The organism is Rhizobium sp. Leaf453, assembly GCF_001425605.1.
Lineage (GTDB): Bacteria > Pseudomonadota > Alphaproteobacteria > Rhizobiales > Rhizobiaceae > Pararhizobium.
In genome coordinates this window covers 23,189-40,059 of record NZ_LMRG01000004.1, presented here as the reverse complement: position 1 = coordinate 40,059, position 16,871 = coordinate 23,189, and the positions used below count along the sequence as shown (strand labels likewise).

At 61.4% G+C, this 16,871-nt stretch carries 17 protein-coding genes; 11 read left to right on the top strand and 6 right to left on the bottom strand.

What is annotated here, in order from left to right; translation table 11 throughout:
• Positions 1-3 precede the first annotated feature (3 nt).
• Entirely contained in the window at positions 4-1,137 is a 1,134-nt protein-coding gene (gene aroB, locus ASG68_RS06850) for a 3-dehydroquinate synthase (RefSeq protein ID WP_062578557.1), read from the top strand.
• On the top strand, positions 1,134-2,465 hold the full coding sequence (locus ASG68_RS06845; RefSeq protein WP_062578559.1) for an HlyC/CorC family transporter: 1,332 nt from the start codon (positions 1,134-1,136) through the stop codon (positions 2,463-2,465). Before aroB ends, ASG68_RS06845 begins: the two co-directional genes overlap by 4 nt.
• Positions 2,466-2,483: 18 nt before the next feature.
• On the opposite strand, the gene ASG68_RS06840 is transcribed toward ASG68_RS06845, so the two are convergent.
• Together ASG68_RS06840 and ASG68_RS06835 are read right to left on the bottom strand one after the other, a co-directional pair.
• Entirely contained in the window at positions 2,484-4,076 is a 1,593-nt protein-coding gene (locus ASG68_RS06840; protein WP_062609224.1) for a caspase family protein, read from the bottom strand.
• A 217-nt stretch (positions 4,077-4,293) separates the two neighbouring features.
• Positions 4,294-4,575 (bottom strand): BolA family protein, encoded by a 282-nt coding sequence (locus tag ASG68_RS06835; RefSeq protein WP_062578638.1) that lies wholly within the window; start codon positions 4,573-4,575, stop codon positions 4,294-4,296.
• 151 nt (positions 4,576-4,726) lie between these two features.
• On the opposite strand from ASG68_RS06835, the gene ASG68_RS06830 reads away from it, so the two are divergent.
• From ASG68_RS06830 to ASG68_RS06815, 4 genes are all read left to right on the top strand, one after another.
• Positions 4,727-5,362: a J domain-containing protein gene (locus ASG68_RS06830; protein WP_112408409.1), complete on the top strand. Its 636-nt coding sequence runs from the start codon at positions 4,727-4,729 to the stop codon at positions 5,360-5,362.
• Positions 5,363-5,451: 89 nt separating this feature from the next.
• Positions 5,452-6,447, top strand: coding sequence for a cobaltochelatase subunit CobS (gene cobS, locus ASG68_RS06825; protein ID WP_062578563.1), 996 nt, complete (start codon positions 5,452-5,454; stop codon positions 6,445-6,447).
• Positions 6,448-6,450: 3 nt separating this feature from the next.
• The gene (gene cobT / locus ASG68_RS06820) at positions 6,451-8,349 is read left to right on the top strand and encodes a cobaltochelatase subunit CobT (RefSeq protein WP_062578565.1); all 1,899 of its coding nucleotides are present in this window, start codon (positions 6,451-6,453) and stop codon (positions 8,347-8,349) included.
• A 176-nt stretch (positions 8,350-8,525) separates the two neighbouring features.
• On the top strand, positions 8,526-9,470 hold the full coding sequence (locus ASG68_RS06815; protein ID WP_062609222.1) for an esterase-like activity of phytase family protein: 945 nt from the start codon (positions 8,526-8,528) through the stop codon (positions 9,468-9,470).
• Positions 9,471-9,553: 83 nt separating this feature from the next.
• On the opposite strand, the gene ASG68_RS06810 is transcribed toward ASG68_RS06815, so the two are convergent.
• Together ASG68_RS06810 and rpmB are read right to left on the bottom strand one after the other, a co-directional pair.
• Complete coding sequence (locus ASG68_RS06810; protein WP_062578567.1) at positions 9,554-10,192, bottom strand: VUT family protein; 639 nt, start codon at positions 10,190-10,192, stop codon at positions 9,554-9,556.
• Between the two features lie 140 nt (positions 10,193-10,332).
• On the bottom strand, positions 10,333-10,632 hold the full coding sequence (rpmB, locus tag ASG68_RS06805) for a 50S ribosomal protein L28 (RefSeq protein ID WP_062578570.1): 300 nt from the start codon (positions 10,630-10,632) through the stop codon (positions 10,333-10,335).
• A gap of 354 nt (positions 10,633-10,986) precedes the next feature.
• Between rpmB and ASG68_RS06800 the strand changes: the two genes are divergently transcribed.
• Positions 10,987-11,763, top strand: coding sequence for a DUF3108 domain-containing protein (locus ASG68_RS06800; protein WP_062578572.1), 777 nt, complete (start codon positions 10,987-10,989; stop codon positions 11,761-11,763).
• A 27-nt stretch (positions 11,764-11,790) separates the two neighbouring features.
• Positions 11,791-12,681 (top strand): DMT family transporter, encoded by an 891-nt coding sequence (locus ASG68_RS06795; RefSeq protein WP_062578574.1) that lies wholly within the window; start codon positions 11,791-11,793, stop codon positions 12,679-12,681.
• Here the strand turns inward: ASG68_RS06795 and ASG68_RS06790 are convergent.
• Both ASG68_RS06790 and gloB read right to left on the bottom strand, forming a co-directional pair.
• Positions 12,666-13,127, bottom strand: a complete 462-nt coding sequence (locus tag ASG68_RS06790; RefSeq protein ID WP_062578576.1) for a cupin domain-containing protein — start codon at positions 13,125-13,127, stop codon at positions 12,666-12,668. The genes ASG68_RS06795 and ASG68_RS06790 overlap by 16 nt on opposite strands.
• Positions 13,127-13,897, bottom strand: a complete 771-nt coding sequence (gene gloB / locus ASG68_RS06785) for a hydroxyacylglutathione hydrolase (protein WP_062578577.1) — start codon at positions 13,895-13,897, stop codon at positions 13,127-13,129. The genes ASG68_RS06790 and gloB overlap by 1 nt, the downstream gene beginning before the upstream one ends.
• A 77-nt stretch (positions 13,898-13,974) precedes the next feature.
• Here gloB and ASG68_RS06780 point away from each other — a divergent pair, with 77 nt between their 5' ends.
• From ASG68_RS06780 to ASG68_RS06770, 3 genes are all read left to right on the top strand, one after another.
• The gene (locus tag ASG68_RS06780; RefSeq protein WP_156373695.1) at positions 13,975-14,754 is read left to right on the top strand and encodes a class I SAM-dependent methyltransferase; all 780 of its coding nucleotides are present in this window, start codon (positions 13,975-13,977) and stop codon (positions 14,752-14,754) included.
• 78 nt (positions 14,755-14,832) lie between these two features.
• Positions 14,833-15,939, top strand: coding sequence for a histidinol-phosphate transaminase (hisC, locus tag ASG68_RS06775; RefSeq protein WP_062578578.1), 1,107 nt, complete (start codon positions 14,833-14,835; stop codon positions 15,937-15,939).
• On the top strand, positions 15,939-16,862 hold the full coding sequence (locus ASG68_RS06770) for a prephenate/arogenate dehydrogenase family protein (RefSeq protein ID WP_062578579.1): 924 nt from the start codon (positions 15,939-15,941) through the stop codon (positions 16,860-16,862). The genes hisC and ASG68_RS06770 overlap by 1 nt, the downstream gene beginning before the upstream one ends.
• The last annotated feature ends 9 nt before the right edge of the window (positions 16,863-16,871 follow it).

Here is a 16,871-nt window from a genome sequence, read left to right as displayed (position 1 = left end):
GCCATGACCAGTGCCAGCCTGTCCGCCTCCCAGAAAACCGTCCGGGTTGATCTGGGTGATCGCTCCTATGACATCCTGATTGGCCCGGGGCTGATTGCCACGGCCGCCGCCGAGATTGCCGGCCGGCTGAAGGGTCGCCGGATGGCTGTCATCACCGACGAGAATGTCGCGCCGCTTTATCTCGAGCCGCTGATGGCTAGCCTCAAGGCGAGGGAGATCGATGCCGTCTCGCTTATCCTGCCCGCCGGCGAAAAGACCAAGAGCTTCGAGCATCTGATCCCGACGGTGGAGGCGATCCTCGGCGCGCGTATCGAGCGCAATGATGCGGTGATCGCGCTCGGTGGCGGAGTCATCGGCGACCTGACAGGCTTTGCGGCAGGCATCGCCCGGCGCGGCTCGCGCTTCATCCAGATCCCGACTTCGCTGCTGGCCCAGGTGGATTCCTCCGTTGGCGGCAAGACCGGCATCAACTCGCCGCACGGCAAGAACCTGATCGGCGTTTTCCATCAGCCTGATCTGGTGCTGGCCGATACGGATGTGCTGGACACATTGAGCCCGCGTGAGTTCAAGGCTGGCTATGCCGAGGTCGCGAAATATGGGCTGATCGACAAACCGGACTTTTTCGAATGGCTGGAAAAGAACTGGCAGGCCGTGTTTGCCGGCGGGGACGCCCGCATCGAGGCGATTGCCGTCAGCTGCCAGGCCAAGGCCGATGTCGTCGCCGCCGACGAGCGCGAGAACGGCCGCCGCGCTCTTCTCAATCTCGGCCACACCTTCGGTCATGCGCTGGAAGCCGCTACGCAGTACGATGGTGCGCGGCTGGTGCACGGTGAAGGCGTGTCGATCGGCATGGTATTGGCACACCAGTTCTCGGCGCGGATGAACCTCGCAAGCCCGGATGATGCGACGCGGGTCGAGGCGCATCTGAAGACCGTCGGCCTGCCGACGCGGATGAACGATATTCCGGGCGGATTGCCGCCGGCTGAAAAGCTGATGGATGCGATCGCCCAGGACAAGAAGGTCAAGGGCGGCAAGCTGACCTTCATCCTGACGCGTGGCATCGGCCAGTCTTTCGTTGCCGATGATGTGCCTGCTTCGGAAGTTCTGTCCTTTCTCAAGGAGAAGCACCCGGCATGACGGTGGAGAGCGTTCTCGGCTTTCTGGCGCAAGAATGGCCGGTGCTGGTCATCATTCTGGTGCTGCTCGTCTGCTCCGCCTTCTTCTCCACGGCCGAAACCGCTCTCGTCAATGCCTCGCAGGCGCGCATGCATGCACTGGAAGCCAATGGTGACGATCGCGCGCGCCTCGTCACGGAACTGAACACCCGCCAGGATCGGTTGATCGGCACGCTGCTGCTCGGCAAGAACATCGTCAACATTCTTGCCGCGACGCTTGCCGCAGAACTGTTCATCCCCACCTTTGGCTGGTGGGGCGTGTTCTATGCGACCCTGACAATGACATTTCTTCTGGTCATTTTCGCGGATGTCCTGCCGAAGAGTTGGGCCGTTGCCTCGCCGGATCGGTTGGCCCGTGGTCTGGCCCCCTTCGCCGGTTTCTTCGTTGTTGTGATCGGACCGATTTCAAGTCTCGTCAACCGGCTTGTTCGCTTCATCCTCGGCTGGTTCGGCTATGAATTCTCCAAGGAAAAGCCGATGCTGACGGCGCATGAGGAACTGCGCGGCGCCGTCGATTTCCTGCATCGCGAAGGCGCCGTGGTCAAAGCCGATCGTGACCTGCTCGGCGGCGTGCTCGATCTCGGCGAACTCGAAGTCTCCGATATCATGGTCCACCGCACATCGATGCGCGGCATCAATGCGGACGACCCGTCGGAGGTCAATGTTCGCGCCGTGCTCGAAAGTCCCTATACCCGCATGCCGGTCTGGCGCGGCGCGACCGACAATATTGTCGGCGTCGTGCATGCCAAGGATCTTCTGCGAGCCCTGGCGGAACCGGACGTCCAGCCTGAAAATCTCGATATCAGCCGGATCACGCAAAAGCCCTGGTTCGTGCCGGACACGACCAATCTCAAGGACCAACTCAACGCCTTCCTGCGCCGCAAGGCCCATTTCGCCATTGTCGTGGATGAGTATGGCGAGGTGCAGGGACTGGTGACGCTGGAGGACATTCTCGAGGAGATCGTCGGCGATATCGCCGATGAGCACGATCTCGAAATCCAGGGCGTGCGCCAGGAGGCCGATGGCTCGATCGTGGTCGATGGCAGCGTGCCGATCCGCGATCTCAACCGTGCGCTGGACTGGAACCTGCCGGACGAGGAGGCAACTACGGTCGCCGGCCTTGTCATCCATGAATCGAAGACCATTCCGGAAGAGCGTCAGGCTTTCACCTTTTACGGCAAGCGCTTCATCGTCATGAAGCGTGTGAAGAACCGCATCACGCGGCTGAGGATCAGGCCGGCGGACGAAACGACACTGCCTCCGCCCCCGAAAAAGGGCGAAGGCAGTTGATGAAGGCCGGTGGCTGCGTCAGCGGCTGCCGATAATGCCGCCCAGCGCACCGCCGAGCAGGCCGCCGGCGAAGGCTGCACCGGCAGGATCCATGCCGCCGCCATTGTTGCGTTCGACGCGTCCCTCAAGAACCGGCTCATCGTTGTTCTGATAGCGCTGTTTCTTGACCCGTTGCTGGCTGGCTGCCTTCTGGCGTGCCTGCGCCTTGCGCAGGGATGCTGCCATGGCTGCAGCTTTGTCGGCTTCATACTGTGCCCGAACCTGCGGCATCATCGGATCCGTCTGGACGACGAGGAAGAGATGCTGCTGCTGGGTCAGGTAGGATGTCTCCATCAGGCCGTTCTGCTTCTGCCAGGCGGTGATCGCAAGGCGGGATTTCGCGCCCAATGCACCGTCCGCGCCGCCGGTCACATGACCGAGTGCACCCAACCGCAGCTGAAGGTCGATCCGGCCTTCCTTGTCGAGATTGAGTGCCATTTCCGTTTCCGGCGTGCCGACACTGTTCTTCACGTCATCCGGCATGGCAACAGCCGTGCGAACCTGTGAGGCAGAGGCCGATGCTTCACCAACTGGTGCCACCGAAGCGACCTCTGTCGTTGCTTCGACCTTCAACTGGTCGAGGTTGAGCTTCGCCAGCGTGGCAAAATTACCCTCCGGATATTTCTTGAGGTAAAGCTCGTAGTGCGCGACAGTGTTGCGCTTGGAGGCTTCTTCCCAGAGCTTCTGTTCCACCGTCCAGTTGACGTCGTTACCGCCGGTCGTGGCGACCTGCGCGGGCTGCGTGACCGTGTTCTGCTGGATGGCGATGCCACGATCGGGGGCATCGCCGCCCATGAACACTTCGCGGGACAGGGAGGCATTGTGCCAGGGATGCTGGGTGCCGCCGGTTGCTTCCGACACATCTGCACGAACCCGGGTCAACGCACTCTGGATTTCCAGGCCGGGCGTCGTCAGGTGCTTGGCAAGCGCTGTCGTATAGGGGCTGTTGGCGCCTTTGCCGTCCAGCGCCACGGCACCGGGGTCGGTCGAATAGGCGATCAGAAGCCCGCCGGAGCTGGACGACTGTGCGTTCGTCTGGACCGGTGCCAGGCCGCCAGCTGCTGCCGAGCGGCTTGCGGGCAGGGCCTTTGCAAGGGAGCGCGCCAGCGGGTTGTCGCGGCAGGCATCGAGGATGACGACGCTGACGGCCGGATCCGGCGGCAAGGCGGCGAGCAGTTTGTCGACCTGGATGGTGCGGGTCTTCAATTGCGCCGCCGTTTCCAGCTGGCCATCGACAGGAACGATATAATTCTGTCCATCGACCTGCAGGCCGTGGCCGGCATAATAGATGACAGCGATATCGGCGTCGTAGGCGGCCTCGGTGAACTTGTCGACCAGATTGGCCATGCCGTTCTTGTCGAGGTCTTCACCTTCGAGCACCGTGAAGCCCGCCGTGCGGAATGTCTCCGCCATCAGCTTGGCGTCATTCTTGGGATTGGGCAGCTCGACCGCGTGCTGATACGCGCTGTTGCCCATGACCAGCGCGACTTTCTTGGGCGTCGCTGCCGATGCTTCGTTGAATGATAGAAACGCGGTGACCAGCACCGCAAAAAGCCCAAACCTCCTGAGCATCTCCGTGACCCCAAAAAACAAGGCGGCCTGGCAACCCGTGGCCGGCTGCGCCTGAAAAGATGAAAATGTCTGCAAGTCTTAAATATTCGACGGATCGTGTAATCCGTTTATTCTCCGCCCGTCATAATTGTAGTTGCAGCGTTGAAAACCGTCAATTCTGCAACCCACAAATACTGATGGGTTTAGTCTGTCAGTGGCAGATTATTACCACTGTTGTTCACCAGCGGGTTGTTTCCCCGGGAACTGCCGGTTCGACGGCCAGTGCGTGCAGACCTGCTTCGAACTCCGCTTTCAGCAGGTCGTTGATGGCGCGGTGGCGGGCGACACGGCTCATGCCGGCAAAGGCTCTGGAAACGATGCGGATGCGCATGTGCGTTTCGCCGTTTCCGTCGATGTCCGGATGGTGGCCGGCATGCAGATGGCTCTCGTTGATCACCATCAGGCGCTCCGGGGAAAAGGCCGCGTTGAGTTTTGTTTCGATGCGGCTTTGAAGCGACATGTTTTGGCCCTGTTTGTCTGGCTTTTCCATCGGTTTCAATCAATGAACCGAGCCCATCGCGGATGGTGTTTTGCGTGGTGCAAAATAGCCCCACAAAGCCTGCAACATTCCGATTTGTCAATTCTTGTTGTGGCGTCCGCCACGCCCCATAATTAGCGCCATGAAACTTGATTCAAAATATTTCGACGGGATCCGGACGCGCCGCAGGCCGACCCAGAAACCCGAGCCGATGGCACCCAAATGTCAGTGGGACGGGTGCGAGGAAAATGCTGTCCATCGCGCGCCGGTGGGCCGCAACGCGGAAAACGAGTTCTTCATGTTCTGCTTCGAGCACGTGAAGGAATACAACAAGGGCTACAACTACTTTTCGGGACTTTCCGATAGCGAGATCGCGCGCTACCAGAAGGAAGCGATCACCGGCCATCGTCCGACCTGGACGGTGGGCGTCAACAAGAATGCCAAGAATGCGCCGCAGCAGTCGCAGCAGCGCTCGGGTTCCGCCGGAGCCCAGGCCCGCATGCGCGACCCCTTCGGCTTTGTCGAGCAGGCGCGTGCCCGCGCGCCCCGCCAGGAGCCGAGGCAGCGCAAACTCAAGACATTGGAGGCGAAAGCCTTCGAGACACTGGGTGTGCATGCCAATGCGACAGCCGCCGATATCAAGTCGGCCTACAAGGAGCTTGTAAAAAAGCATCACCCGGATGCAAATGGCGGAGACAGGGGATCGGAAGAGCGTTTTCGCGCCGTGATCCAGGCATATCAATTGTTAAAACAGGCTGGCTTCTGCTAGGAACCCGTTTTATTACGGTCACACATTTATAAAGGCATAGACGGGATGCCCGCCGAGAGGCGCAAGAGGGCTTCCGTGCTGGAGACATGATGAGCAAGGTAGACCTCGATATTTCCAACCTTCCCGATACGACAGTTTCCGTCCGCGACGTCTTCGGCATCGATACCGATCTGCGCGTCCCGGCTTATTCCAAGGCTGACGCCTATGTGCCGGATGCGGACCCTGACTATCTCTTCGATCGCGAAACCACGCTCGCCATTCTCGCAGGCTTCGCCCACAATCGCCGCGTCATGGTTTCAGGTTATCACGGGACGGGTAAGTCGACCCATATCGAGCAGGTCGCAGCCCGCCTCAACTGGCCATGCGTCCGCGTCAACCTCGACAGCCATGTCAGCCGTATCGATCTCGTCGGCAAGGATGCGATCGTCGTCAAGGACGGCATGCAGGTTACCGAATTCAAGGACGGCATCCTGCCCTGGGCCTACCAGCACAATGTTGCGCTCGTCTTCGACGAATACGATGCCGGGCGTCCGGACGTCATGTTCGTCATCCAGCGCGTGCTGGAATCGTCGGGCCGCCTGACGCTGCTTGACCAGAGCCGCGTCATCCGCCCGCACCCGGCTTTCCGTCTGTTCGCAACGGCCAACACGGTTGGCCTTGGCGATACGACCGGCCTCTACCACGGCACGCAGCAGATCAACCAGGCCCAGATGGACCGCTGGTCGATCGTCACGACGCTGAACTATCTGCCGCATGAAAACGAAGTCGATATCGTCGCCGCCAAGGTTAAGGGCTTCACGGAATCGCGCGGCCGCGACACCGTGTCGAAGATGGTCCGCGTTGCCGACCTGACGCGCGCCGCCTTCATCAATGGCGACCTGTCGACGGTCATGAGCCCGCGTACGGTCATCACTTGGGCCGAAAACGCTTATATCTTCGGCGATATCGCCTTTGCCTTCCGCGTCACCTTCCTCAACAAGTGCGACGAACTGGAGCGTGCTCTGGTGGCTGAACACTATCAGCGCGCCTTCGGTGTCGAGCTGAAGGAAAGTGCCGCCAACATCGTGCTCGAAACCACGGCCTGATCCATGGCAGGCCGGGGCGACAATTCGAAAGCAAGGCCTGCCGGGATCGTCGATGTCGAGCCGTTCCGCCGGGCGCTGACCGGCTGTATCCGTTCGATCGCCGGCGATTCCGAAATCGAGGTGACCTTCGCCAACGAGCGTCCGGGCCTGACCGGCGAGCGCATGCGGCTGCCGGAAATCTCCAAGCGCCCGACGCGCCACGAGCTTTCGGTGACCCGCGGGCTCGGCGATTCCATGGCGCTGCGCAAGGCCTGCCACGATGCCCGCATCCACGCCACCATGTCGCCGCAGGGTGCGGAGGCGCGGGTGATGTTCGATGCGGTCGAGCAGGCGCGTGTCGAAGCCATCGGCGCGTTGCGCATGAGCGGTGTCGCCGACAATCTGAACTCGATGCTTCATGAGAAGTATGCGCGGGCGAATTTCGGCAATATCGACCGGCAGTCCGATGCTCCGCTGGAAGAAGCGCTGGCGCTCATTGTGCGTGAAAAGCTGACCGGCCAAAAGCCGCCGGCATCGGCCGGCAAGGTTCTCGATCTCTGGCGCGATTTCATCGAGGAAAAAGCCGCCAAAGACATGCAGAATCTGTCGGCAGCCGTCAACGACCAGCAGGCCTTCGCCCGCGTCGTGCGTGACATGCTGACCTCGATGGAAGTCGCCGAAAAGTACGGCGATGACGAGGTCGAGCCCGACGATCAGGAAAGCCAGACCGACGAAGACCAGCCGCGCAGCCAGGAAGAGGAAGAAAATAGCTCCGACGAGGATGCTGGCGCTGACGCTGCCCCTGCCGACGAAAACGAATCCGCCCAGGAGCAGATGGAAGAAGGCGAGATGGACGGCGCCGAGATTTCCGACGAGGAAATGTCGGATGACGGTGAGGACGACAGCGAGACCCCCGGCGAGGTCAAGCGGCCCCATCATCCCTTCGACGATTTCAACGAGAAGGTCGATTACGGCGTCTTCACCGAGGAATTCGACGAGACCATCACGGCGGAAGAGCTTTGCGACGAGGTTGAACTCGACCGCCTGCGCGCCTTCCTCGACAAGCAACTGGCGCATTTGCAGGGCGCAGTCGGCCGTCTGGCCAACCGGTTGCAGCGCCGGCTGATGGCGCAGCAGAATCGCTCGTGGGAATTCGATCTGGAAGAGGGCTATCTCGATTCGGCGCGGCTGACGCGCATGATCATCGATCCGATGCAGCCGCTCTCCTTCAAGCGTGAGAAGGATACCAACTTCCGCGATACGGTGGTGACGCTGTTGATCGACAATTCCGGCTCGATGCGCGGCCGCCCGATCACCGTTGCCGCCACCTGCGCCGATATCCTGGCGCGTACGCTGGAGCGCTGCGGCGTCAAGGTCGAGATCCTCGGCTTCACCACCAAGGCCTGGAAGGGCGGGCAGGCGCGCGAGCGCTGGCTTGCTAGCGGCAAGCCGCAGACGCCGGGCCGCCTCAACGACCTGCGCCACATCATCTACAAGTCGGCCGACGCCCCCTGGCGCCGGGCGCGCCGCAACCTCGGCCTGATGATGCGCGAAGGCCTGCTCAAGGAAAACATCGACGGCGAGGCGCTGATCTGGGCACATAACCGCCTGCTGGGTCGCTCCGAGCAGCGGCGCATCCTGATGATGATCTCGGATGGCGCGCCCGTCGATGATTCGACGCTGTCGGTCAATCCGGGCAATTACCTGGAGCGGCACCTGCGCGCCGTCATCGAGCAGATCGAGACGAAGTCGCCGGTGGAACTGTTGGCCATCGGTATCGGCCACGATGTGACGCGCTATTATCGCCGCGCCGTGACGATCGTCGATGCCGACGAACTGGCGGGCGCGATGACCGAGCAACTGGCTTCTTTGTTCGACGACGCTGGCTCGCGTCGGGGCGCGGCACGGCGCCGGGCTGGCTGAAGGATTTTTGGACCGGGGCGGCGTCAGCTGCCCCGATTCCGCTTTGATGATGTTATTTCCCTTTTCACGGTCCGGCGGTCTGCCGTTCCATTCACGCCGGCCCGCCGGAAGGACTGCGTTTGAAAGCAACACCGATTCTCGCCTCTGTGCTGCTGCTGTCGGCATCCCTGCCTGCCATGGCAGCATCGCCGCCGCATCAGGAAACTGTCCGTGTCAAGAGCCGACAGATCGAGAGCTTCAGATTCTCGTCGAATCAGAAGCAGTTTGGAAAGCTGGAATTTGTCGGAGGCATCGAGATGTCGTCGAGCAATCCGCTGCTCGGGGCAATCTCGTCGATCCGCTTCAGGCCGGATCGCAAATCCTTCTTGGCTGTGATGGACACCGGCCACTGGGTGGAGGGAGCGGTCGAGCGCGACGGTAAGGGCCGGCTGGCGGGCATCACCGATCTGACGATTACGTCGATGATCGACCAGCAGGGCCGATCGGAACAGATCAAGAAGCGGATGGACTGCGAGGGCTTGGCGTTGCGTGACGGGCAGGTGCTGGCCTCCTATGAACGGAACCATCGTGTCGACGTTTATCCCGATCCGGGCTTCGCGCAATCAAAGCCCACCGCTACGCTGCCGGTGCTCATTCCTCTGAAGGAGCTGCGCAGCAATCGAGGGCTTGAGACCGTCGCGGTTTCGCCCAAGGAAAGCCCACTTGCCGGCGGCGTCGTGGTCGTGTCGGAGTTGAGCTTTGACAAGGCGGATCATATCCTCGCCGCCGTTCTCGACGGTCCGCGCAAGGGCACCTTCAGCGTCAAGCAGACCGATCCCTTCGCCATCACCGACGGCGCTTTCCTGCCGAATGGCGACCTGTTGCTGCTGGAGCGGCGTTTCTCCTTTGCCGAAGGTATCGGCATGCAGATCCGTCGCTTCAAGGCCGATGATATCAAGCCGGGCGCCGTCATCGACGGCGAGGTCCTGCTGAATGCCGACATGGGCTACCAGATCGACAACATGGAAGGCCTCGACGTCGTCGCCCAACCAAACGGCGACATCCACGTCATCGTCGTCTCCGACGACAACCACTCGATCCTCGAGCGCAACTTGATGCTGGAATTCAAGCTGGTGGAGTGAAGCATCACTCAACTTTTGGCGAGACGAAAAAGGGGGAGCAAGCATACGGCTTGCCCCCCTTTTTTAATTCAAGTGAATTCAGATCAGGCGCTGGCTTTCACGCCCGGCATTGGCCGAATGACGCTCATCAGCGCACCATAGGGCAACAGCATTACCAGGCCGACGATGATCTTGACGGTGAGGTCGCCGAGTGCCCAGGAAATCCAGCGCGGGGCTTCCGCTGCCATGACGCCGAGGATCGGAGCGCTTTCCAGCGCAAAGCCGTCATTCGGGCCGAAGAAGACGAAGAACGGCGCGAAGGCGACGGAGAAGAAGATCGCCGTATCCAGAAGCGAGCCGAACAGCGAGCCGATCAGCGGCGCGCGCCACCAGCTCTGTGCCCGGAGCTTGTTGAACACCGAGATATCGAGGAACTGACCGAGCAGGAAGGCCGAGCCGGACGCAATCGCGATGCGCGGCGTGGCGACGAGGATCGACAGCAGGATCGCCACGGCGAAACCGGCGATGACCACCTTGCGGGCGACGCTTGGGCCGAACTGGCGGTTGCTGAGGTCGGTGACCAGGAAAGCGATGGGATAGCTGAAGGCGCCCCAGGTCAGCAGGTCGCCCAATTGCATGCCGGCGATTGAGCCGGGCAGGGGGTACTGGACGAGGACATTGGAGGCGACGACCACGGCGGTCATCAGCGCGACATAAAGAAGAAACGTACGGTTCATCAGCATTTTTTTATCCTGGGGTATGCCACCAGTTGGAGGGATCGGGTTCGCGGAATCTCCGCGAACGGTTTTGTGATACGCACACGAGAAAAAGGCTTGCCGGTTGCCCAGGCAAGCCTTTCAAATCTCAGCGGTCAAGGTGCCGATTAGGCGGCGACAGCCGTTTCAGCGGTCTTCTTGACGATCTGGCGACGCAGCAGACGAGCGCGCATCGACAGCTCGACTTCGTCAGCCTTGATGAGGAATGCGTCGAGACCACCGCGATGTTCGACCGAGCGGAGCGCTGCAGCCGAAACGCGCAGACGGTAACGCTGGCCGAGAACGTCGGAGATCAACGTAACCTGGCACAGGTTCGGAAGGAACTTGCGCTTGGTCTTGTTGTTTGCGTGGCTTACATTGTTGCCCGACTGGACGCCCTTGCCGGTCAATTCACAACTACGGGACATGATGCACCTATTTTTTCTTTTCGCCTTCGGTCCATGCGTTTGCGGGCCATGAGCCCAGGCCGCATTCCGTTGGCCATGATTGGAAAGTTGCGGTTCTATAGTCAGGGAGAGCCGCGCAGTCAAGCCAAACCTTCATTTTCAGGGAAAACTCTTGGATGGCATGGGCGTTTTCAGGCCGGATACGGTGTTCCTGTCTGATTTGAACAATGCCTATACATCTTGTGGGCAAGCAATTCCACTTTGTTTCACATTGGTTTAAGGCTTGTGGCAAAAGCGGGCCGCGAGGCGCAGAAATGCCGCAAACCCGCCGTATCGCTGGCTTCCGCTTGGAAGAATAAAAAAGGGCTTTCTGGAATGAACCTGCGCATCGGCGTCTCGGCGCTTCTGGCTTTTGCGATGGCGACGTTTTCCACAGGCGTGGCCGGTGCCGTCGAGGTCACGCACAACACGGACTACAGCATTGCTCTCGCCGGGCTGCCGATCGCGAAAGCGTCGTTCCATACCGAGTTGAAGGCCAATCGCTACACGATATCAGGCACGATGAACTCGGCGGGCCTTGCCGATCTCTTCGCGGAAACCTCCGGCCAGACATCCGTTTCCGGCACCGTCGGCCGCGACCGCCTGAGCGCATCGGAATACAAGGTGCGCTACAAGACCGGCAAGCGCGGCAGGGCCATCGACGTCCAGTTCCGCAATGGCGATGTGACCTCGGCTTCGATGAAGCCGGCGCGCAAGATTCCGAAGAACTGGATCCCGGTGACCAAGGCCGACATGCGCAATGTCGTCGATCCCTTGTCGGGACTGATCTTCCCGGCGGATACGCGGGTCTGCCCGAAGAGCGTTCCCGTTTTCGACGGCGAATCGCGCATGGATCTGAAGCTGTCGGCCAAGGGCACCAAGCCCTTCAAGACCGAGGGCTTCCAGGGCGATGTCATCGTCTGTGGTATCAAGTTCGTGCCGAAATCCGGCTATCGCAAGGGCCGTGACGACGTCGATTATCTGCGCAAGCTGGAAACGATGGAGATCTGGTTTGCCAAGGCCGAGTCGGTCAACGTATATGCTCCGGTCTATGTTCGGATCCCGACCAGCTACGGCGCCGTGACCATCTGGGCCACGCGCTTCGGTAGTTGACGGTCAGTCATTGCCGGGGGCAGGGGTATGAATGTCAAGGCAACGCTGATCGGTTTTTCGGCGATTCTCATGTGGTCGCTGCTGGCTTTGTTTACCGCCGCGTCCGGCACCGTGCCGCCGTTCCAGCTGTCGGCCATCTGCTTTTCCATCGGCAGCATCCCCGGCATCGTCGTGCTGCTCTTGAAGCCGGAACGGCTGGCCTTGCTGCGGCAACCGGCCAAGGTCTGGATCGTCGGCATTGCCGGCCTGTTCGGCTACCATTTCCTCTATTTCACCGCATTGCGAAATGCGCCTGCCGTCGAAGCCGGACTGATCGCCTATCTCTGGCCGTTGCTGATCGTCGTCGGTTCGGCATTGCTGCCGGGCGAGCGGCTGCGCTGGTACCATCTCGCCGGTGCCGTCCTCGGCCTTGCCGGCACGATCCTGATTGTCGCCCGCAACGGCGTTGAGTTCGATGATGCCTATGCGCTGGGCTATGGCGCCGCGCTCGCCTGCGCCTTCACCTGGTCGGGCTATTCTTTACTGACCCGCCGGTTCGATGCCGTTTCGACCGATGTCGTCACCGGCTTTTGCCTGGCGACGGCCGTTCTCTCCTTCCTCTGCCATCTCGGCCTGGAAACAACCGTCTGGCCGGAGACGGCGACGCAATGGATCGCTGTTGCCGGGCTTGGCCTGCTGCCGGTCGGGGCGGCCTTCTATGCCTGGGATTTCGGCGTCAAGAACGGCAATATCCAGTTGCTCGGCGTCGCGAGCTACGCCGCGCCGGTGCTCTCGACACTGATCCTGATCGCCTTCGGCTTTGCCGAGCCATCCTGGCGTATCGCGCTCGCCTGCCTGTTCGTCACCGGCGGCGCTGTGCTCGCGGCCAAGGATGTCATCTTCCGTAATCGGTCCGCCGCGACTCAGCCTGCTGAATGATCTGAGATTTCCGGCGGCTGCCAGCCGGCCGGCGCCATCTCGAAGGCCGAGAAGTCGAAACCGGGCGAAACGGTACAGCCGACCAGAGACCAGCTTCCAAGCGAGGTCGCCGACTGCCACCAATCTGCGGGCACGATGGCTTGTGGTTGTTCGCCCAGCAGGATGTTCGATCCGAGTGTGATGCTCGTACCGGGTTTGCGGTCTTCGGCGATGCTCAGCGCCAGCGGTGCGCCGGCATAGAAATGCCAGACCTCGACGGCGTCGCGCACGCGGTGCCAGTGCGAGCGCTCACCCCGCTCAAGGAGATAGTAGATCGCCGTTGAATGGCCGCGCGGGCCGCCGGCCTCGTCCTTGAAAGTCTGGATGTACCAGCCGCCTTCCGGATGCCGCTCCATCTTCAGCGTTTCGATGATGGCCTGGGCCGAAAGGGGCAATTGAACGTCCATTAGAAATTGTCCTTCCGCTTGCGAATCTCGGCGAACACCTCGGCGTCCGTGGCATCCTGCATGTTCAGGTGCTGACGGATGCCGGCATCCTGTGCCCGCAGGAAGGGGTTGGTGCGCTTCTCCAGCCCGAGCGTGGTCGGTGCGGTAAAGCCGCCCTTGGCCCGCAGAGCCTCGATCTCGGCGGTGCGGCTTTTCAGCTCCGCGTTGTCGGGATCGACGGTCACTGCGAATCGGGCATTCGACAATGTGTACTCATGGCCGAAATAGACCACCGTGTCGTCCGGCAGTGCCATCAATTTCGTCAGCGAGGCCCACATCTGCGCCGGCGTACCTTCGAACAGGCGCCCGCATCCAAGCGCGAACAGTGTATCGGCGGAAAATAAAAGCTTGTCATCGGGGAAATGGAAACAGATATGCCCTGCCGTATGGCCGGGGGTCTCGTAGACATGCACCCTGTGTCCCGCGAACTCGAAATCACCGCCATCGCCGATCGTCATGTCGAGGCCGGGAATCTTGGCGGCCTCGTTTTCGGGCCCGATGATCGTCGCCTCGAACCGGGTCTTCAGCGCCAGATTGGCTTCGACATGATCCTGATGGTGATGCGTCGTCAGGATATGGGTCAGCGTCCAGCCGCGGCGCTTCAGCGCACCGAGGATCGGCTGTTCCTCGGGCGCGTCGATCGAGGCGGTGGCGCCACTGTCGGGATCATGGATGAGCACACCGAAATTGTCGGTGCGGCATGGAAACAGTTCGATTTCGAGTTTGGCCATTATGGGAATTCCTGCGGCGGGGCGGTTATCGCGAATGTAGTGACCGCTGTCTTGAAGTCCACCCGTACAAAGCTAACATGATGGGCATGCACGCAGATATTGTCGATCTCCGCCAGTTCTATCATTCCCGCCTCGGACGCTTCGCCGAGCAGTCGATCAGCATGGCGCTGTCGTCGCTCTGGGCAAGGCTGCCGGAAGAGCGGCTGGTCGGCCTCGGCTATGCTGTGCCCTATCTCGAACGTTTCCGGACCGATACTGAGCGCACTTTCGCCTTCATGCCGGCTGGGCAGGGGGCGGTGAACTGGCCGGTGGCGGAACTATCCTCGACTGCGCTGGTTTTCGACGAGGAATTGCCGCTGCCCGATTCGTCGGTCGACCGGGTGCTGATGGTGCATTCGCTGGAGTTTGCCGAAAACCCGCGCGAGACGATGAAGGAACTCTGGCGGGTACTGGCGCCGGGTGGCCGGCTTGTTATCGTTGTGCCGAACCGGCGTGGCGTCTGGGCGCGCATGGAACATACGCCCTTCGGTTCCGGCCGGCCCTATTCGCGCGGGCAACTGACCGCGCTTTTGCGCGAAACCAACTTCACCCCGGGCGCTTCCGCCGATGCCCTGTTCTTCCCTCCCTCCAAGCTCAAGATGATCCTCAAGCTGCGCCGTGCTTTCGAGCGGGTCGGCCGTTCGCTCTGGCCGATGTTTTCCGGTGTGATCATCGTCGAAGCCCAGAAACGGCTTTATCAGGGCCTGCCGGTTGCCGCCCGCGCCTCCCGCCGCGTCTTCGTTCCGGTGCTGGCGCCACGCGGCGTGCCGACCACGCGGGAAAAGCCTTTGACGCAAGCCCATCGAATCGATTTGTGATCCCGCGCGACACTCGACAAAAACCGTCCGCACCGGTATTGGCAGAACGTCATTTTCCCGCCGTTGAAAGCTGATCCTATGAGCGCAGACCTGCAGAACCCCACGCCACGCCCCGGTATTCTCGACATTGCCGCTTACGTGCCGGGCAAGGAGCATGCGCCGGGTGTTGCCAAGGTCTATAAGCTGTCCTCCAACGAGACCCCGCTGGGGCCGAGCCCGAAGGCGATTGAGGCCTTCCAGAAGGCGGCCGCGAAGCTCGAAATCTATCCGGACGGCCAGGCAATCGAACTGCGCGAGGCGATCGCCTCCGTCTACGGCCTGAACATCGCCAACCTGATGTGCGGCAATGGCTCCGACGAACTGCTGGGCCTGCTCTGCCACGTCTATCTCGGCCCCGGCGATGAGGCCATCATCACCGAGCATGGCTTCCTCGTCTACAAGATCCAGATCATGGGCGCCGGTGCGACGCCGGTCACCGTGCCTGAAACCGATTGCCATGTGACGGTCGACGCGATCCTCGCCGCCGTGACGCCGAAGACGAAGATGGTGTTCCTCGCCAATCCCGGCAATCCGACAGGCACCTATGTCCCCGTGGATGAGGTGCGCCGCCTGCAGGCCGGCTTGCCCAGGAACGTCATTCTGGTTCTCGACGCGGCCTATGCGGAATATGTCCGCCGCAACGATTACGAAGCGGGCCTTGAACTCGTCTCGTCCAACCAGAACGTCGTGATGACCCGGACATTCTCGAAGATCCACGGTCTGGCCGCCCTGCGCGTCGGCTGGATGTATGCACCGCTCGCCATCATCGATGCGCTGAACCGTGTCCGTGGCCCGTTCAACATGAACGCGCCGGCGATCGCTGCTGGTGCAGCCGCCATCCGCGACCAGGCCTTCGCGGCAACGGCCGTCGAATACAACCTCACCTGGCTTGGGAAGGTTACGGGCGCCTTGTCCTCGCTTGATCTTCGTGTCACGCCGTCGGTCACCAATTTCGTGCTGATCCACTTCCCGGATATCGATGGCAAGCGGGCTGCGGATGCCGACGAGTTCCTGACCAGCCGTGGTTATATCCTGCGCGCCGTGCGGGGGTACGGTTTCCCGAATGCACTGCGCATGACCATCGGCTCGGCCGAGGCCAATGAGGGCGTCATCGCCGCGCTGACAGAGTTTATGGGCCGCGCGTGATGGCAAAACAGTTTGAAACCATCGCGCTGATCGGCATCGGCCTGATCGGCTCGTCGATTGCACGCGAGATCAAGGACAAGGGCCTTGCTGGCTCGGTTACCGTCTCGACGCGCAGCGAAGCCACGTTGAAGCGGGCGCAGGAACTGAACCTTGGCGATCGCTACACGACATCGGCATCCGATGCCGTCAAGGATGCGGACCTGGTGATCGTCTCGGTTCCAGTCGGAGCGTCCGGCGCGGTTGCCGCCGAAATCGCCGCCAGCCTGAAGCCCGGCGCTGTTGTCACCGATGTCGGCTCGACCAAGGGCTCCGTCATCGCCCAGATGAAGCCGCATATGCCAGAAGGCGTGCACTTCATCCCCGGCCACCCGATCGCCGGCACGGAATATTCCGGCCCGGATGCAGGCTTCATCGGCCTGTTCAAGGGCCGCTGGTGCATCCTGACGCCGCTGCCGGAAACGGACGAGACGGCCAAGGCGAAGCTTCGGACCTTCTGGGAAACGCTGGGTTCGATGGTCGACGACATGGACCCCGAGCATCACGACAAGGTTCTGGCAATCGTCTCTCACCTGCCGCATATCATCGCCTACAATATCGTCGGCACTGCCGATGATCTGGAAGCCGTGACCGAATCCGAAGTCATCAAATATTCCGCATCGGGTTTCCGCGATTTCACCCGTCTGGCGGCATCGGACCCGACCATGTGGCGCGACGTCTGCCTACACAACAAGGACGCGATCCTGGAAATGCTGGCGCGCTTCTCGGAAGATCTCGCCTATCTGCAACGGGCGATCCGCTGGGGCGATGGCGACAAACTGTTCGACCTCTTCACCCGCACCCGCGCCATCCGCCGCTCGATCGTCCAGGCCGGCCAGGACACCGACATGGCCGATTTCGGCCGCCATGCGATGGACCAGAAGTAGGGGCCTATC